The following is a 15266-nucleotide window of genomic DNA, read 5'->3' as shown; positions in this document are numbered from 1 at the left end:
TAAAAAAGACCAGGAAAATCTCCCTGATCTTAATTTTCAGATTAATCGAAGTCCAGATATTCTTTTTCAAGCTCAAGAACTTCTTCCATCGTTGCACATTCAGTCAGTGCACGCTGAGCCAGTTCTTCCATCTTCTTCGTATCCAGCTTCTTCATGAGGCTACGAGTCCGAAGAACAGAAGTCGCACTCATAGAGAATTCATCCAAGCCCATACCTACGAGCAATGGCACCGCAGTTTGATCCCCGGCCATTTCTCCACACATACCTGCCCACTTGCCTTCAGCATGAGCTGCCTTGATAACATTGTTAATCAAGCGAAGGATAGATGGGTTGTAAGGTTGATAGAGGTAAGAGACTTGCTCATTCATCCGGTCAGCTGCCATAGTGTACTGGATCAAGTCATTAGTACCGATAGAGAAGAAGTCTACTTCCTTGGCAAATTGATCCGCCAACATAGCTGCTGCTGGGATTTCAATCATAATCCCCACTTGGATATTGTCTGCTACTGCAACGCCTTCAGCTTGCAGCTTAGCTTTCTCTTCGTCATAAACCGCTTTAGCTTTGCGGAATTCTGTTAGAAGGGCTACCATTGGGAACATGATGCGCAATTGTCCATGTACAGAAGCACGCAAGAGAGCGCGGATTTGTGTACGGAACATAGCATCGCCAGTTTCAGAGATAGAGATACGCAAAGCACGGAAACCAAGGAATGGGTTCATTTCATGCGGCATATCGAAGTAAGGAAGCTCCTTATCTCCACCAATATCCATCGTACGAACAACAACTGGTTTTCCATTCATGCCTTCAAGCACAGCCTTGTATGCTTCATACTGCTCATCTTCTGTCGGGAAGTCTTGAGAATCCATATAAAGGAACTCAGTCCGGTAAAGACCAACTGCTTCTGCACCGTTAGCATTGACACCTTCAACGTCTTTTGGCGTACCGATATTGGCTGCCAATTCGAAGTGCTTGCCATCTGCAGTCACAGTCTGAGCATCCTTAAGCAATTCCCATTCAGCTTTTTGCTTAGCATAAGCCTCACCAGCTGCTTTAAATGCTGCGATTTGCTCTTCAGTTGGGTTGATAATCACTTCACCAGTGATACCGTTAGCTGCAATCACATCGCCATCTTTTACAAGCTCAGTAATGTTATTAGTTCCCAATACTGCCGCGATTTCAAGCGTACGAGCCATGATAGCAGAGTGGCTTGTCCGGCCGCCGATATTGGTTACAAAAGCTTTAACAAATTTTTTATCCAGCTGTGCTGTATCAGAAGGAGTCAAGTCATGAGCAATCACAACTGATTCTTCATTGATAGACGCTGGGTTTGGCAATTTCTTGCCCAAAAGGTTAGCAAGAACACGCTTCGTCACGTCGCGGATATCTGCCGCACGTTCCTGCATATATGGATTGTCGTCCATGTTTTCAAAGAGAGTGATAAACATGTCCGTTACTTCTTTCAGACCAGCTTCTGCATTGGTCTTTTTCGCACGGATTGTTTCTTTGATTTGCCCAACCATTTCAGGGTCAGCAAGTACCATTAAGTGAGCATCAAATACCTGAGCGGCTTCCTCACCAAGGCTATCTACTGCTTTCTCACGGATAACAGAAAGCTCGTTCTGTGAAGCTTCAAGAGCTGCATCCAAACGAGCCTCTTCTGCATTCGTATCTTCGACTGAAACAGTCTCAAATGATAAATCCGGTTGAACTAATAGATATGCCTTAGCAACGGCAACACCGTCAGATGCTGCAATTCCTTTAAGCATTTCTGTCATATTAAGCCAATCCTTCTTTTTCCATTGTTTCAGAGATTGCAGCGATGGCATCGTCTGCATCTGCACCTTCAGCTGAGATCTTAACATCAGCTCCTTGGCCAACACCGAGACTCATAACACCCATGATAGATTTCAAGTTTACTGATTTACCTTTGTATTCAAGCGTGATGTCTGAAGCGAATTTGCTAGCAGTTTGAACCAACAAAGTTGCTGGACGTGCGTGAATACCTGTTTCTGCTACAATGTGGAAATCTTTAGAAGCCATAGTTAGACTCTCCTTTTAAATAATTCTTTTTGAGTTATTGTGATAACCCTTACAAGTTGATATTATATCACCTTTTGAAATCTTTTTCAAGAATTTTATAGCCCGCTTACAAAATATTTCTTGGGAAATGAAAACTCTTCTTATTATATTGAAGAGAGAATTTTCGAGCTAAATCCCACATTCCCCAAGCTTTATTCAAAAATGGCTTCCACCAAGTTTTTAATCATAAATTTCTTATTTTATAGAAACTAATTGTTATAAAATAAGAATATAAACTCCCCCTCCACTCCTCCTAGTGATTCCCTAAATTCTGTAACACAAGATATTGGATTTTTGTTTTTGGCGGAAAAGCTACTAGTCATTTTTCTAACATTTTAAGACTTGTTTAAGCATTGCCGCATCAGCATTTTGCTCCTTTTCTGCAATTTTTCACTTCTTTTCACCGCTTATACAATCACTATATATTGTATTGTAATCTATCCTATAACAAAATATCACACAATATTTAGTTCAAAACTATTGACATTCTATTTTCTTTTAGATATACTAGTTTCGTATTATTTAAAAGAAAAAACGAAAGTTTAGAGGAATTTTTAATGGTAACTATTTACTCAAAAAACAACTGCGTTCAGTGCAAAATGACCAAGCGCTTCTTAGATACTAATCATGTAGAATACCGCGAAATCAACTTGGATGAACAGCCAGAATTCATTGACCATGTCAAAGATCTTGGTTTCAACGCTGCTCCTGTGATTCAGACAGCAACTGAGGCATTTTCTGGTTTCCAACCTGGTAAATTGAAAAAACTGTCTTAATGTAGTTTATTTTGAGGGCGGCGCGCCTTGATTGGGAGATAAACTAAAAGACAGATTATCAGGGCAAACTGCAGCTCCTATGCTCATAGGGGCCGTTTCTTTTGTAAGGCGGATATTTTTCCGCTAGCTAATTATCTTATTTATATAGAAAAGGAAAAACATGGGACTCAAACATTTAGAGGATGTAACATACTTCCGACTCAACAACGAAATCAACCGTCCAGTTAATGGTCAGATTATGCTTCATAAAGATCAAGAAGCCTTAAAAGCTTTTTTTAAAGAAAACGTTGAGCCAAACACCAAGCAATTTTCTTCTATCACAGAAAAGATTAAATATTTAATAGAAGAAAACTATTTGGAAAAGGAATTTATCCAGCTCTATTCTCCGGAATACATCGAGGAGCTGACTACTTTTATCCATGCTCAAGATTTCAAGTTTAAATCTTTCATGGCTGCTTATAAGTTCTACAACCAGTATGCACTGAAGACAAATGATGGTGAATACTATCTAGAAAGCATGGAAGATCGGGTACTCTTCAACGCCCTCTACTTTGCCAACGGAGATGAAGCCATTGCCAAGGATATTGCAAATGAGATTATCCACCAGCGCTACCAACCAGCTACACCAAGCTTCCTCAACGCTGGTCGGGCCCGTCGTGGTGAATTGGTTTCTTGCTTCCTCATCCAAGTAACAGATGATATGAACTCAATCGGTCGCTCCATCAACTCTGCCCTGCAATTGTCTCGTATCGGAGGCGGGGTCGGTATTTCCCTCAGCAATCTGCGGGAAGCCGGAGCACCTATCAAGGGCTATGAGGGAGCTGCATCTGGGGTTGTTCCTGTTATGAAACTCTTCGAGGACAGCTTCTCTTACTCTAACCAGTTGGGCCAACGTCAGGGAGCTGGGGTTGTTTACCTCAATGTCTTCCACCCAGATATCATCGCCTTCCTTTCTACCAAGAAAGAAAATGCCGACGAAAAAGTTCGGGTTAAAACCCTCTCACTCGGCGTTGTCATTCCGGATAAGTTCTACGAATTAGCACGCAAAAATGAAGAAATGTACCTCTTCAGCCCATATTCTGTTGAACGCGAGTACGGAGTGCCATTTGCCTACCTTGACATCACTGAAAAATATGATGAGTTGGTCGCTAATCCAAATATCACTAAAACCAAGATCAAGGCTCGTGATTTGGAAACAGAAATTTCTAAACTCCAACAAGAATCTGGCTATCCTTATGTCGTAAACATCGATACTGCTAATCGTTCAAATCCAATTGACGGTAAAATCATCATGAGTAACCTTTGCTCTGAAATCCTGCAAGTGCAAGAACCTAGTCTTTTGAATGATGCACAAGAGTATCTCCACTTGGGAACAGATGTATCATGTAACTTAGGTTCTACCAACGTTGTCAACATGATGACTTCGCCTGACTTTGGAAAATCCATCCGAACTATGACTCGCGCTCTTACTTTCGTTACTGATAGTTCACACATTACAGCTGTGCCTTCTATCGATCACGGAAATAGCCTAGCTCATACTTTTGGTTTAGGTGCTATGGGGCTACACAGTTATTTGGCTCAGCAGTTGATCGATTACGGATCAGCGGAAGCTGTAGAGTTCACCAGCATCTACTTCATGCTCATGAACTACTGGACTTTGGTTGAGTCTAACAATATCGCTCGCGAGCGTGGCGTGACCTTCGATAACTTTGAAAAATCTGACTATGCTAACGGAACTTACTTTGACAAATACCTGACGGATGAATTTGTTCCTAAGTCTGACCGTGTCAAAGAACTCTTCGCTGGCATCTTTATCCCATCTGCAGAAGATTGGGCTGAGTTGCGCGACAAGGTCAAGGCTGATGGTCTCTACCATCAAAACCGCCTAGCTGTTGCACCAAATGGCTCTATCAGCTATATCAATGACGTTTCTGCTTCAATCCATCCAATTACTCAGCGGATCGAAGAACGTCAAGAAAAGAAAATCGGTAAGATCTACTATCCTGCTGCTGGTCTGTCAACTGAGACTATTCCTTACTATACCAGCGCCTATGACATGGATATGCGCAAGGTTATCGATGTCTACGCAGCCGCAACTGAGCATGTGGACCAAGGTCTTTCCCTGACTCTCTTTATGCGCAGCGATATCCCTAAAGGCCTCTACGAATGGAAAAAAGAAAGCAAGCAGACGACCCGCGACCTTTCTATCCTGCGTAACTATGCCTTCAATAAGGGTATCAAGTCCATCTACTATGTCCGCACCTTCACTGATGATGGCGGCGAAGTAGGTGCCAACCAATGTGAAAGCTGTGTCATCTAACAAGAGATTTTAGAAAAAGAAAAGGAAATTCGACCATGTCACATTTTACTTTCCTCATCATTGTCAGAAAGGTAAAATCGTGAAGCATTAGGACAGTATCCAAGAAGGGATAGCTGATGCCACATCAGGTCGTACCATCTACTAAAGGAGAAAGAATGCAAACTTACTACAAAGCCATTAACTGGAACGCTATCGAAGATGTGATCGATAAGTCCACCTGGGAAAAACTGACTGAGCAATTCTGGCTGGATACGCGGATTCCCCTATCCAATGACCTGGATGACTGGAGAAAGCTGTCTCACAAGGAAAAAGACCTGGTTGGCAAGGTCTTCGGTGGCCTGACCCTGCTGGATACCCTCCAGTCTGAGTCTGGTGTGGATGCTCTGCGCAAGGATGTACGCACTGCTCACGAAGAAGCTGTCTTCAACAACATCCAATTTATGGAGTCCGTTCACGCCAAGTCTTACTCTTCTATCTTTTCTACGCTCAATACCAAGTCAGAAATCGATGAAATCTTTGCTTGGACCAACACCAATCCATACTTGCAAAAGAAAGCTGAGATTATCAACGAAATTTACCTGAATGGTACAGCTCTGGAAAAGAAAATAGCCAGCGTTTTCTTGGAAACCTTCCTCTTCTATTCTGGTTTCTTCACTCCGCTCTACTATCTGGGTAATAACAAGCTGGCTAACGTTGCTGAGATTATCAAGCTGATCATCCGTGACGAGTCTGTCCACGGAACCTATATCGGCTACAAGTTCCAGCTAGGTTTTAATGAACTACCAGAAGACGAGCAAGAAAAACTCAAAGAATGGATGTATGACCTGCTCTACACCCTCTATGAAAATGAAGAAGGCTATACTGAAAGCCTGTATGACACAGTCGGCTGGACCGAAGAGGTCAAGACCTTCCTGCGCTACAATGCCAACAAGGCTCTGATGAATCTGGGACAGGATCCCCTCTTCCCAGACTCAGCGGACGATGTCAATCCTATCGTCATGAACGGTATCTCAACCGGTACTTCCAACCATGACTTCTTCTCCCAAGTGGGTAACGGCTACCTGCTGGGCGAAGTTGAAGCCATGCAGGATGACGACTATAATTACGGATTATAAGACAAAGACCCCCTCTTTCCAAAATACGGAAAGAGGGGGTTTGTAATCTAAACTAGCAAGGAGAACAGATAAAGCAAACATCATCTAGCTTTTCTGATCTTCCCAAAATAATTAGTAATACACATTCAAATGAGATGGCAAGACACGAATCGTCACTGGCAGTTGGTCGCCCTCATCTCCGTCAACGTTAACGCTGAGCTCTGCGTTATTGTCAGCCAACTCAACTGTGATTTCCTTGAAGGTCAGATACTCGATATTGTCACTTTCTTCACCATTGCCCAAAATCAAATCTGGAACAGAAACCAAAGTGTCCAAGAGATTTTTATCCTTAAGGTACAAGAGATGGAGCAAGCCGTCATTGACAGTGGCTTCAGGGAGAATGCTCTCGAAACCTCCGATTGAGTTGGTAGAGCCAATCAAGAGTGTACTGCTCTTTATCGTACGCTCTTCTCCATCAATCTTCAAGTGAAATTCGTAAAAACTAGTATCCATCAACTGCTTGAAGCCAGAGATAAAGTAGGCAAACTTGCCCCACTTAGTCTTGTCTTCAGAATCCACATTGTTAATCGACTCAGGAATAGTTCCAATGGCAACCACATTCATAAAGTACTGGTCATTAATCTTGCCGATATCAAGTGGCTTGACTTTATTGATATCCAGATTTTGGATAGCTTCTTCAGCGTCTAGGGGAATGCCGAGAGCACGCGCCAAGTCATTGACCGTACCTAGTGGAAAGAAGCCAAAAGTCGGACGATAGTCTAGTTCAGCCAGGCCGCTGATTCCTTCATTGACAGTTCCATCGCCACCCATGACAAAGACGCTATCATAATGGTCTTCTGCGGCTTGCTTAGCAAAAGCTGCTGCGTCTCCGCCTTTTTCAGTATGCTTAACCACTACCTCATCAAAACATTCTGCCAGCTTTTCTCTTGCCAAGTCTTCATAGGACTTGGCTTTTTCGCCTCCCGAGCTAGGGTTGACAATTAATAGGACTTTAGACATAAGGAAACCTCTTTTCATTTGATAGCTCATTATACCATCTGGAAAACACTTTCACAAGAATTTGAAACTGCTGGCTTTCGAGAGACCAGAAAAGCAGTTTGGTATTTAAACTCCATTCCACAGAAAAACACTTCTGCCGTTAGATTTTTCTGCCTAACTTTGGAAGTACTGTCTTATATTTCGTTTTTCTATTAAAAGAAGACAATGAGAACAAGGGCAATAAGGTTATTGGCGAGATGTAGTCCCATTGAGTAGCGTAGGTCCTTCTTAGCTAGATAGCCTAGGCCAAAGATTGCCCCCAAGATGAAGTAAACCAGAAACTGGACTAGACTGCCCGGCATGTGCAGAAGAGAGAAAAAGCTGGCAGATACAGTTAAATAAAGCAGGATTATCGCTAAGCTATTTTGGTCGGGAAAGAGAAACTTAGCCAAAAATCCTCGTGTCAGCAACTCTTCGAGAATAGGAGCAAAGATTACCATGTATAGGAAAGCAAAGGCTGGCTGCTGCTGAATCAACTGTACAGCAGTGTTCTGATTGGCAGAAGATTCAATAGGAACGAGCTGCTGGAAGATGATAAAAGCAAGCAAGAGGATAATGGGAAGCCAGATAGAACTGGTTAGCTTGGTATTTTTGATTTCCAGTTTCAAATCTTTCTGGTACCATTTCCACATGGCAAAAGAATAGAGACTTGCAAGTATGACAAAAATCGGCAAAATCAATAGTTGAGAAGTTCCTCCTGTCAGAGAACCTATAGTGAAGAGAACTATATCCGAAAATATATAGAAATAGGCCAAGAGGACAAGAATATAAAGGCCAAAATTAGTAAAGAAAGTTTTTAATTTCATAGTGATTCCTTATAGATTGATTTACTTAAACATAGCTAGCAGCAGTATTATAGCCATGGGGAGATTGTTCAGGATATGAACCAACATGGAATCTTTTATATTCCCCCGACGAGCATAGGATAAATAAAGAACCAGTCCAAGTGCAAAATAAATTGGGAACTCTGTCAATTGAGTGATATGAGGCAAAGTGAAGACTACAGAAGTCACAATGGCAGCCAAAACTTTTTGATTATTCTTGAAAAAGAAGGCAGTCCCAAAACCGCGGAAAATTAATTCTTCCATGATAGGAGCAATAAAAGCAATCGTCGCAACAAAGAGCAAGGCAAAGAAGATATGCTGCGAAGACATCATTCCCCCCAGCCCTTGTATGGCGCTGTCATTACTGGTCTGGGAATTGCCGCTCAGGATGAGATTGAGATAAACACCGATAATAGCAGCCACTCTGGCAAGGAAAAAGAATAGAAAAGCAAAACCGATATCCTTGCCAGACAGTTTAAATTTCTTCTTTTCTTCAGGCACATGCTTCTGATATCGCCGCCATAAGACACGAAAAATCAGGAAAACTAAAATCAAATACAAGGCTACCAATAAGATTTCTGCATAAATAGGTAAATTCTTCCCGAGCCTTAAGAATAGCATTGGAGCAACATTTATAAGGAGGCTAAGAGCAATTAAGCCTATCCATTTTCCAAGTCCTAAAGCAATTGATTTGAAGTTGTTCATTTTGTATTCTCCTTTTGATAAATATTGATACCGACTTCCGTATCCTCAACAGCAATATCTCCCTTCTGCTGGAGAATAGTGGCAGCGAGGAAAAAATCTCCTGCACAGCCAGCTGCATGGAAGCTAGCAAGAACGATATAAGAGGTCGCAGTCAGAATATGCAAGGCATAGATCAAGGTCAGGGCTAGGCTAATCAGAAAGAAAGGTGCCAGGATGATGACAAGCATCCTTTTCCGACTGTAACGACTCCCTGGGCTGGTCGCATAGGCCATGCCGCTCTTAAAACCAAACTTGACCTTGGTATTTTCATCTCCCAAGACCTTGAAGAAAAAGCCGTGGATCAGCTCATGGATGACCATTAGAACAAGGAGGTAGAGTAAGTCAAAGAAATGAAAAACTTCGCTGCCCTTGCCATACATCAGAATGGCAATCCAGGTAAAGAGGGCTAGAAAAGGGAAGATTAGCAGCACAGCCGTTATATTCAGAGCCAGATTGACCTTTTTATTATGGATAAAATCAAGTTCTTTCAGTAGTTTCATAATTTCCGCCTTTCATCGAGAAATAAGCTTATTTGAAATATTTTCTTACCATTGGATAATACATAAGATTGATATAGATATGGATTACCACGATGACGACAAAGCCAGAAACAACATTGAGAGGTGTGAAGGCTCCCAGTATCCCTAAAATAACATAGAGGGCTGGCAGAAGTCTCTGATTTACATTGAAGAGAATGAGATAGCACTGTTCATAATTGGCTTGCAGCTCTGACTCATCATAAGAGAGGGCAAATTCTTTTATTTCCTCAGTAGTCGGAAAGGCTGATAGCTTATAGTGCCGCACCTTCTGAACTGTCTTTAAAAAGACAACTTGCAAAATAATATAAAGAAAGGCAATCGCATAATCTATAAAACTCCACTGAAGAGGGCTCTTATGATTAGTAATATTTCCAATAAAAACAACTCCAACTAAAATCGTAAAAAGAACGATAGCACTGCTGATATTAAAGACAATAGTCGCATATTCCAGATTTTTAAAGGTTAGCCGGTACCATTCATAATTCTTATCCTCATCTGCTTCTTTTTCATAGGCTTCATTGTATTTACGAGTCCGATAAATCAAGAAAAAGACCAAGGGATAGAGGATGATAAGGCTGGCCCTACCTAGCTGGCGCAGCAGTTGAACAGAAAAAATAGTCGACCAACTGATGTTTTTTAGCAGACCAGTTTCAGAAAACAAAATAGACAGACCACCTATTAAAGCTCCAGCTAGAAATATAAGGACATTATATAAAACTCTTTTCTGTGTAGATATACGTTTTTGCTCTTTCACGACTTCTTCTCCTTTATTTTTTTACAATAGATGATACAAGAATGCTGAGGCTGAAGGACTGTTTTAGCTCCTGTTGAAATGAATCTTAATTGGTTCTTCATTCTGCTTCCTCCACCAGCCGAAAGACATTCTCAACGTTTTCATTGAAAATATGGGCAATCTTAAGGGCAATCACAATCGACGGGGTATATTCGCCTCTCTCTATAAGGCTGATTGTCTGCCTGGAAACACCGGCCAGCTTAGCCAGTTCTGTCTGGTTGAGACCGTCACGCGCCCTCAACTCCTTGAGTCGATTTCTTAATTTCATTAAAATCCCCCACTTCTCCTAAAGCTCGATAGACCGAATGTCTTCAATACGAATCAGCTTGGTCTTGGTCTGACCTTTTTTATCTGTCATGCTCAGCTTGACCCATTCTTCATCCACATCCACTACCAGCCAGTTTACCAGCCAGTTATTGGTTCCAATTGACTCGCTCATAATTGTCGGCTTCTTTCCAATCATTTCTTTTAAAAATTGTGACATTGTTTTGTTCCCCTTTCTTTTTCTTTCTAAAGACTTTATCCGTCCCTGCATCCGTTTTAGCTTATTGGAAGAATCAATCCCAAAGATAAAAACCATAAAAGTCATCGGAAGCAAGAACCATAAGAATGCATTCATAAGCGTCCCTCCATTTCCTGTTCAAAATTATTGTAACAGATTCTTTTCTTTTTGACAAGTATATTTGTCAAAAAAATAATAATCATTGTCAAGAACACCATTATCATAGACAAAAAAGGAATCCAGCTCACACTGAATCCTTTTCCTTTATTCATCTAATTCGGAAAATACTTCTTTCAAAATAGCAATCCCCTGCTGGATTTCCTCCCTGCTGATAGTCAAAGGCGGCAGGAGACGGATAACATTTTCTCCGGCTGTCAGGATAATCAAGCCTTTCTGACGAGCGGCTTCAACAATCCTTGACAGACTGGCACTTGTTTCAATCCCAATCATCATGCCCAAACCGCGAACAGCAAAAATCTTTGGATGGTCCTGAAAAGCAAGCTGGAGCTTCTCCAATAAGATATCACTCTTAGATCTGACTTCTTCTAGAAAACCCGCTTCTTTCATGATATGCAAGGTCTCCAAGGCAGCTGCCATAGCTAATTTATTGCCACCAAAGGTAGAACCATGACTGCCAGGTCCAAAAGCGGGAGCCAAGCTGGATTTTCCCAATAGGGCGCCAGCAGGCAGGCCATTGGCCAGACCCTTAGCCAGCGTCACAATATCCGGTACAATCCCATAATGCTCAAAGGAATAAAGCTGGCCAGTACGCCCCATGCCTGTCTGGACCTCATCAACAATCAGCAAAAGCCCCTCTCGTTGGCAAAAATCAGCCAAGTCTTTGACAAAAGCTACTTCTGCTGGATGAACGCCTGATTCTCCTTGGACCAATTCCAGCATGACAGCTGCCGTATCCTGATTGACCAAGTCTTCTACGCTGGCCAGATCATTGTAAACCGCATAGCTGAAATGAGGCACCCCATCACCAAATCCTTCCTTAATCTTATCCTGTCCTGTTGCGGCCATAGCGCCAAAGGTCCGACCGTGAAAGGATTGCTGAAAAGTTATAATGCCTTGCTTGCCAGTAGCTTTGCGGGCTAGCTTAATAGCTGCTTCATTGGCTTCTGCTCCGCTATTACAGAAAAAAGCCAAATAATCATAAGAACCTGCCAGTTCCTGAGCCACCTGCTCTTGCGGAGAGCTAAGATAGAGATTGGGACTGTGCCAGATGCGCCCTGCTTGCTGGATCAAAGTCTGCTGGACCTGCGGGTGAAAGCCAAGATTGGTTACGCCAATCCCCGATGAAAAGTCCAAATAAGCCTTTCCCTCACTGTCAATCAGATAGGACCCCTCTGCTTTAACAAACTCAATAGGTGCCCTCTTGTAGTTTTCAAATAAATAAGTCATCGTTATCCCTCTGCTATCAAGGTGCCCGTCAAAAGATTGTCACCAATCAGAACCTGCCCGACACCGGAAAGCACAGTCTGAACAGCACTCTCAATCTTAGGAATCATGCCGCCCTTGATGACACCTGTCTGAATCTTCTTGGAAACCTGACTGGTCAGAAGCTGAGGCAGAACTTTTTTATCCTCTAAAACTCCTTCTATATCTGTCATCAGGATTAGCTTCTCTGCCTGCAAGCTGCTGGCAACTGCCGCTGCTATATAGTCTGCATTGATATTTAAGAGCTCGCCAGCCGCATTTTCTCCTAGCGAAGCCAGCACTGGGACTATGTCCTCAGCTAGCAGCTGCTCTAGATAGGCAGTTTTAATGGCCGTCACATCACCGACATAGCCATAGAGGTCTTTGTCGATAAAGTCCGCCGAAACTGTCTTTCCCAAATGTGAAACCAGCTGAAGGCTTTCAATATCTGAGTCGTTCAGTTCTTGTGTCAGCGTCCGGCCGACTTGACCTAGCAAGGCCTGCTCAATAATGGGTAAGTCAGACTTAGCTGTTACCCGCAACCCCTTAACCTTGCGAGTAGCCAGCTGGCGCTCTTTCATGAGTTGATTTATGACCAGACCGCCCCCGTGAACGACAACGATTTTCTTACCAGCTGCTATCCATGCTTGCATTTGCTTGATAAACTTATCAGACAGCTTTTGCGCAGCAACACCACCAATTTTTATAACAATCACATCTTTCATTGCATTTCTCCTTAGGTTCTATAGAGGGCATTGATTTTCACATAATCATAGGATAGATCGCAGCCCCAGGCCTGAGCTTCAGCGTCACCATCGTGTAGGTCAATGGTCAAGGTCAGCAGCTCTCCAGCCATGGCATCACTAGTCTCCTCGGGGTCAAAAGCCACAGGGCTAGAAGCCTGCATAACTGGAATCCCTTCAATCCAAATATCAATATAATCCACCGAGACATCTGCTCCCGCATAGCCGATAGCTGCTAAGATTCGGCCCCAATTGGGATCTTGACCAAAAATAGCCGTTTTGACCAGGCTAGATCCAACGACACTCTTAGCAATCATACGGCCACTCTGTTCATCCTTGGCATGCCGAACATTGACTTCAATCAACTTGGTCGCTCCCTCGCCATCCTTGGCAATTTTCTTAGCCAAGTCAGCCATAAGATAGCGGAGCATCTTGGAAAACTTTTCAAATTCTTCCGTATCTGGTTGAATTTCTTCATTTTGCCGGCAGCCGTTCGCCATGACTAATACCATGTCATTGGTCGATGTATCTCCATCCACGGTGATTTGGTTGAAAGTCGTCTCCACATGCTGACTGAGAGCCTTTTGCAAGGTAGCACTGGAAATATTAGCATCACAGGTGATAAAGGCCAGCATAGTCGCCATATTCGGATGAATCATGCCCGAGCCCTTGGCCACCCCCGCCATAGTCACCAGGTCTGAGCCAAACTCTTCTGTGACTACACAGGTCTTAGTGCAAGTATCCGTCGTCAAGATAGCCTCAGCAAAATCATCTGCCTTACCACTCACCATAATCTGAGAAAGACCATTTTTCAGAGCATCCATTGGAAGCTGCTCGCCGATGACTCCTGTAGAAGCCAGACCTACCAAGTCGGGCTCAATCTTCAGCTTTTTGGCAGTCAATCGCTGCATTTTATAGGCGACGTCCAGACCCTGCTGGCCTGTACAGGAATTGGCAACACCAGAATTAACCACTATTGCCTGCAATTTCTGGCTCTTTTGAATTGAGGCTTTGGTCACTAGAAGCGGAGCAGCAATGACCTTATTAGTCGTATAAACTCCTGCCACACTGGCTGGTACTTCTGACACAATCCAACCAAAATCCAACTTCTTTTTCTTAAAGCCAGCGTGTAAACCGTCAGCCGAAAAGCCTAGCGGACTGGCAATCGTTCCATCAATAATCTTCATATCTAACCCTTTCTCATCTAGACATAGGACGGTTGACTGAGCAGGCCATCTGTTTCAGGGAAACCCAGCATCAGATTCATATTTTGAACTGCCTGACCAGCAGCCCCCTTGATCAGATTATCCAGCACAGCCACGACAGTTAAAATATTTGTCACAGGATTATAGTCAAAACCAATATCTGTATAATTAGTACCGACAACCTGATGCAAATTCGGCAAAGCAGCTTGAATACGGACAAAAGGCTTATCCTGATAGCATTCCTGGTAAATAGCAGCCAGCTCTTCTCGAGTCAAAGGTTCTTTCAATTTGCTGTAAACCGTCGCTAGGATGCCACGATTGACAGGAATGAGGGAAGTTGAAAACTGAATCTGCTGCAATCCCTTATCAAAACGCTGCAACTGTTGCACAATCTCAGGAATATGCTGATGCTGATTCAGTTTGTAAGTCACATAATTGTCGTGCACATGAACAAAATGGCTGGATGCAGCTGGATTTTTCCCCGCCCCAGTCAAGCCACTCTTGGCGTCAACAATAATGGAGTCCAGCTCAATAGCCTGAGCCTGCAGCAAGGGAATCAAGGCCAACTCTGTAGCCGTCGCATAGCAGCCGGGATTAGCAATAAATCGCTTCCCTCTGATATCTGTAAATTCAGACAGCCCATAAATAAACGCTTTTTGAACATAGTCTTCAGCCGGCTCTTTCTGATACCATTTTTTATAAATATTCTCTGGCAAACGATGATCACCAGATAGGTCAATGACTGGAAATCCTGCTTCTACAAAGTCTTTTGACAAATCTTTAGCCACTCCGCTTGACGTTGCAAAGAAAACAAGATCTGCTCGTCGCATTATTTCCTGACTGTCAAAAGCTTCTATTTTCAAGTCGCAAATCCCCTTCAAATGAGGATAAAGCTCTGACACAAGAGCCTCCATATCTTGACTGGCATGAAGGGCAACGACTTCTGCCTGCGGATGTTGCAGTAAAATACGGAGGAGTTCCATTCCTGAGTAACCAGTAATTCCTACAATCGAAATACGCATATTTTTAAAACACCTCCGTATAAATATGCGTTTTATTTTACTCGTATATTTTCCCTTTGTCAAGTATTTTCTGTATTTTTATGCAATATTTTTGAAAATATCATTATTTATTCTAAAACAATTCATACTTTCTTGCCGAAAAGC

At 42.7% G+C, this 15266-nt stretch carries 16 protein-coding genes; 3 read left to right on the top strand and 13 right to left on the bottom strand.

Going from position 1 to position 15266, the window contains the following annotated elements; genetic code table 11:
- Positions 1–41 precede the first annotated feature (41 nt).
- Positions 42–1775 carry a phosphoenolpyruvate--protein phosphotransferase gene (gene ptsP / locus HMPREF9380_RS06845; RefSeq protein ID WP_002896016.1) on the bottom strand — a complete coding sequence of 578 codons (1734 nt, stop codon included), beginning with the start codon at positions 1773–1775 and terminating at the stop codon, positions 42–44.
- A 1-nt stretch (position 1776) separates the two neighbouring features.
- Positions 1777–2040 (bottom strand): phosphocarrier protein HPr, encoded by a 264-nt coding sequence (locus HMPREF9380_RS06850; protein ID WP_002896017.1) that lies wholly within the window; start codon positions 2038–2040, stop codon positions 1777–1779.
- A gap of 596 nt (positions 2041–2636) precedes the next feature.
- On the opposite strand from HMPREF9380_RS06850, the gene nrdH reads away from it, so the two are divergent.
- From nrdH to nrdF, 3 genes are all read left to right on the top strand, one after another.
- The gene (nrdH, locus tag HMPREF9380_RS06855; RefSeq protein ID WP_002897920.1) at positions 2637–2855 is read left to right on the top strand and encodes a glutaredoxin-like protein NrdH; all 219 of its coding nucleotides are present in this window, start codon (positions 2637–2639) and stop codon (positions 2853–2855) included.
- Between the two features lie 160 nt (positions 2856–3015).
- Positions 3016–5175, top strand: coding sequence for a class 1b ribonucleoside-diphosphate reductase subunit alpha (gene nrdE / locus HMPREF9380_RS06860; RefSeq protein WP_002932932.1), 2160 nt, complete (start codon positions 3016–3018; stop codon positions 5173–5175).
- Between the two features lie 155 nt (positions 5176–5330).
- The gene (gene nrdF / locus HMPREF9380_RS06865) at positions 5331–6290 is read left to right on the top strand and encodes a class 1b ribonucleoside-diphosphate reductase subunit beta (protein ID WP_002900761.1); all 960 of its coding nucleotides are present in this window, start codon (positions 5331–5333) and stop codon (positions 6288–6290) included.
- A 111-nt stretch (positions 6291–6401) separates the two neighbouring features.
- Here the strand turns inward: nrdF and HMPREF9380_RS06870 are convergent, their stop codons facing one another.
- The 11 genes from HMPREF9380_RS06870 to argC form a co-directional block, all read right to left on the bottom strand.
- Positions 6402–7319 carry a diacylglycerol/lipid kinase family protein gene (locus HMPREF9380_RS06870; protein WP_002932927.1) on the bottom strand — a complete coding sequence of 306 codons (918 nt, stop codon included), beginning with the start codon at positions 7317–7319 and terminating at the stop codon, positions 6402–6404.
- Between the two features lie 161 nt (positions 7320–7480).
- Complete coding sequence (locus tag HMPREF9380_RS06875) at positions 7481–8134, bottom strand: CPBP family intramembrane glutamic endopeptidase (RefSeq protein WP_002932925.1); 654 nt, start codon at positions 8132–8134, stop codon at positions 7481–7483.
- 21 nt (positions 8135–8155) lie between these two features.
- Complete coding sequence (locus HMPREF9380_RS06880) at positions 8156–8857, bottom strand: CPBP family intramembrane glutamic endopeptidase (protein ID WP_002932918.1); 702 nt, start codon at positions 8855–8857, stop codon at positions 8156–8158.
- Positions 8854–9396 carry a DUF3267 domain-containing protein gene (locus HMPREF9380_RS06885; protein WP_002932917.1) on the bottom strand — a complete coding sequence of 181 codons (543 nt, stop codon included), beginning with the start codon at positions 9394–9396 and terminating at the stop codon, positions 8854–8856. Before HMPREF9380_RS06885 ends, HMPREF9380_RS06880 begins: the two co-directional genes overlap by 4 nt.
- A 28-nt stretch (positions 9397–9424) precedes the next feature.
- Entirely contained in the window at positions 9425–10189 is a 765-nt protein-coding gene (locus HMPREF9380_RS06890) for a DUF3169 family protein (RefSeq protein WP_002932915.1), read from the bottom strand.
- A 97-nt stretch (positions 10190–10286) separates the two neighbouring features.
- Positions 10287–10496, bottom strand: coding sequence for a helix-turn-helix transcriptional regulator (locus tag HMPREF9380_RS06895; protein WP_002896031.1), 210 nt, complete (start codon positions 10494–10496; stop codon positions 10287–10289).
- Positions 10497–10514: 18 nt separating this feature from the next.
- Positions 10515–10847 (bottom strand): hypothetical protein, encoded by a 333-nt coding sequence (locus HMPREF9380_RS12140; RefSeq protein WP_002921810.1) that lies wholly within the window; start codon positions 10845–10847, stop codon positions 10515–10517.
- Positions 10848–10994: 147 nt separating this feature from the next.
- Positions 10995–12137, bottom strand: a complete 1143-nt coding sequence (locus HMPREF9380_RS06905; RefSeq protein ID WP_002932909.1) for an acetylornithine transaminase — start codon at positions 12135–12137, stop codon at positions 10995–10997.
- A 2-nt stretch (positions 12138–12139) separates the two neighbouring features.
- A complete protein-coding gene (gene argB / locus HMPREF9380_RS06910) occupies positions 12140–12877 on the bottom strand; it encodes an acetylglutamate kinase (RefSeq protein WP_002932906.1) in 738 nt (245 codons plus the stop codon).
- A gap of 11 nt (positions 12878–12888) precedes the next feature.
- The gene (argJ, locus tag HMPREF9380_RS06915) at positions 12889–14082 is read right to left on the bottom strand and encodes a bifunctional glutamate N-acetyltransferase/amino-acid acetyltransferase ArgJ (protein ID WP_002932902.1); all 1194 of its coding nucleotides are present in this window, start codon (positions 14080–14082) and stop codon (positions 12889–12891) included.
- Positions 14083–14099: 17 nt separating this feature from the next.
- The gene (argC, locus tag HMPREF9380_RS06920) at positions 14100–15122 is read right to left on the bottom strand and encodes an N-acetyl-gamma-glutamyl-phosphate reductase (protein WP_002932900.1); all 1023 of its coding nucleotides are present in this window, start codon (positions 15120–15122) and stop codon (positions 14100–14102) included.
- Positions 15123–15266 lie beyond the last annotated feature (144 nt).

This window comes from Streptococcus sanguinis SK49 (assembly GCF_000212815.1).
Taxonomy (GTDB): Bacteria; Bacillota; Bacilli; order Lactobacillales; family Streptococcaceae; genus Streptococcus; species Streptococcus sanguinis_C.
Note: the sequence above shows the minus strand (reverse complement) of the source record. Positions and strands in the feature narration are given on the sequence as shown.

Coding starts and splice junctions, on each gene's coding strand:
- ptsP (WP_002896016.1), bottom strand. CDS start 1,775: ATGACAGAAATGCTTAAAGGAATTGCAGCATCTGACGGTGTTGCCGTT.
- HMPREF9380_RS06850 (WP_002896017.1), bottom strand. CDS start 2,040: ATGGCTTCTAAAGATTTCCACATTGTAGCAGAAACAGGTATTCACGCA.
- nrdH (WP_002897920.1), top strand. CDS start 2,637: ATGGTAACTATTTACTCAAAAAACAACTGCGTTCAGTGCAAAATGACC.
- nrdE (WP_002932932.1), top strand. CDS start 3,016: ATGGGACTCAAACATTTAGAGGATGTAACATACTTCCGACTCAACAAC.
- nrdF (WP_002900761.1), top strand. CDS start 5,331: ATGCAAACTTACTACAAAGCCATTAACTGGAACGCTATCGAAGATGTG.
- HMPREF9380_RS06870 (WP_002932927.1), bottom strand. CDS start 7,319: ATGAGCTATCAAATGAAAAGAGGTTTCCTTATGTCTAAAGTCCTATTA.
- HMPREF9380_RS06875 (WP_002932925.1), bottom strand. CDS start 8,134: ATGAAATTAAAAACTTTCTTTACTAATTTTGGCCTTTATATTCTTGTC.
- HMPREF9380_RS06880 (WP_002932918.1), bottom strand. CDS start 8,857: ATGAACAACTTCAAATCAATTGCTTTAGGACTTGGAAAATGGATAGGC.
- HMPREF9380_RS06885 (WP_002932917.1), bottom strand. CDS start 9,396: ATGAAACTACTGAAAGAACTTGATTTTATCCATAATAAAAAGGTCAAT.
- HMPREF9380_RS06895 (WP_002896031.1), bottom strand. CDS start 10,496: ATGAAATTAAGAAATCGACTCAAGGAGTTGAGGGCGCGTGACGGTCTC.
- HMPREF9380_RS12140 (WP_002921810.1), bottom strand. CDS start 10,847: ATGAATGCATTCTTATGGTTCTTGCTTCCGATGACTTTTATGGTTTTT.
- HMPREF9380_RS06905 (WP_002932909.1), bottom strand. CDS start 12,137: ATGACTTATTTATTTGAAAACTACAAGAGGGCACCTATTGAGTTTGTT.
- argB (WP_002932906.1), bottom strand. CDS start 12,877: ATGAAAGATGTGATTGTTATAAAAATTGGTGGTGTTGCTGCGCAAAAG.
- argJ (WP_002932902.1), bottom strand. CDS start 14,082: ATGAAGATTATTGATGGAACGATTGCCAGTCCGCTAGGCTTTTCGGCT.
- argC (WP_002932900.1), bottom strand. CDS start 15,122: ATGCGTATTTCGATTGTAGGAATTACTGGTTACTCAGGAATGGAACTC.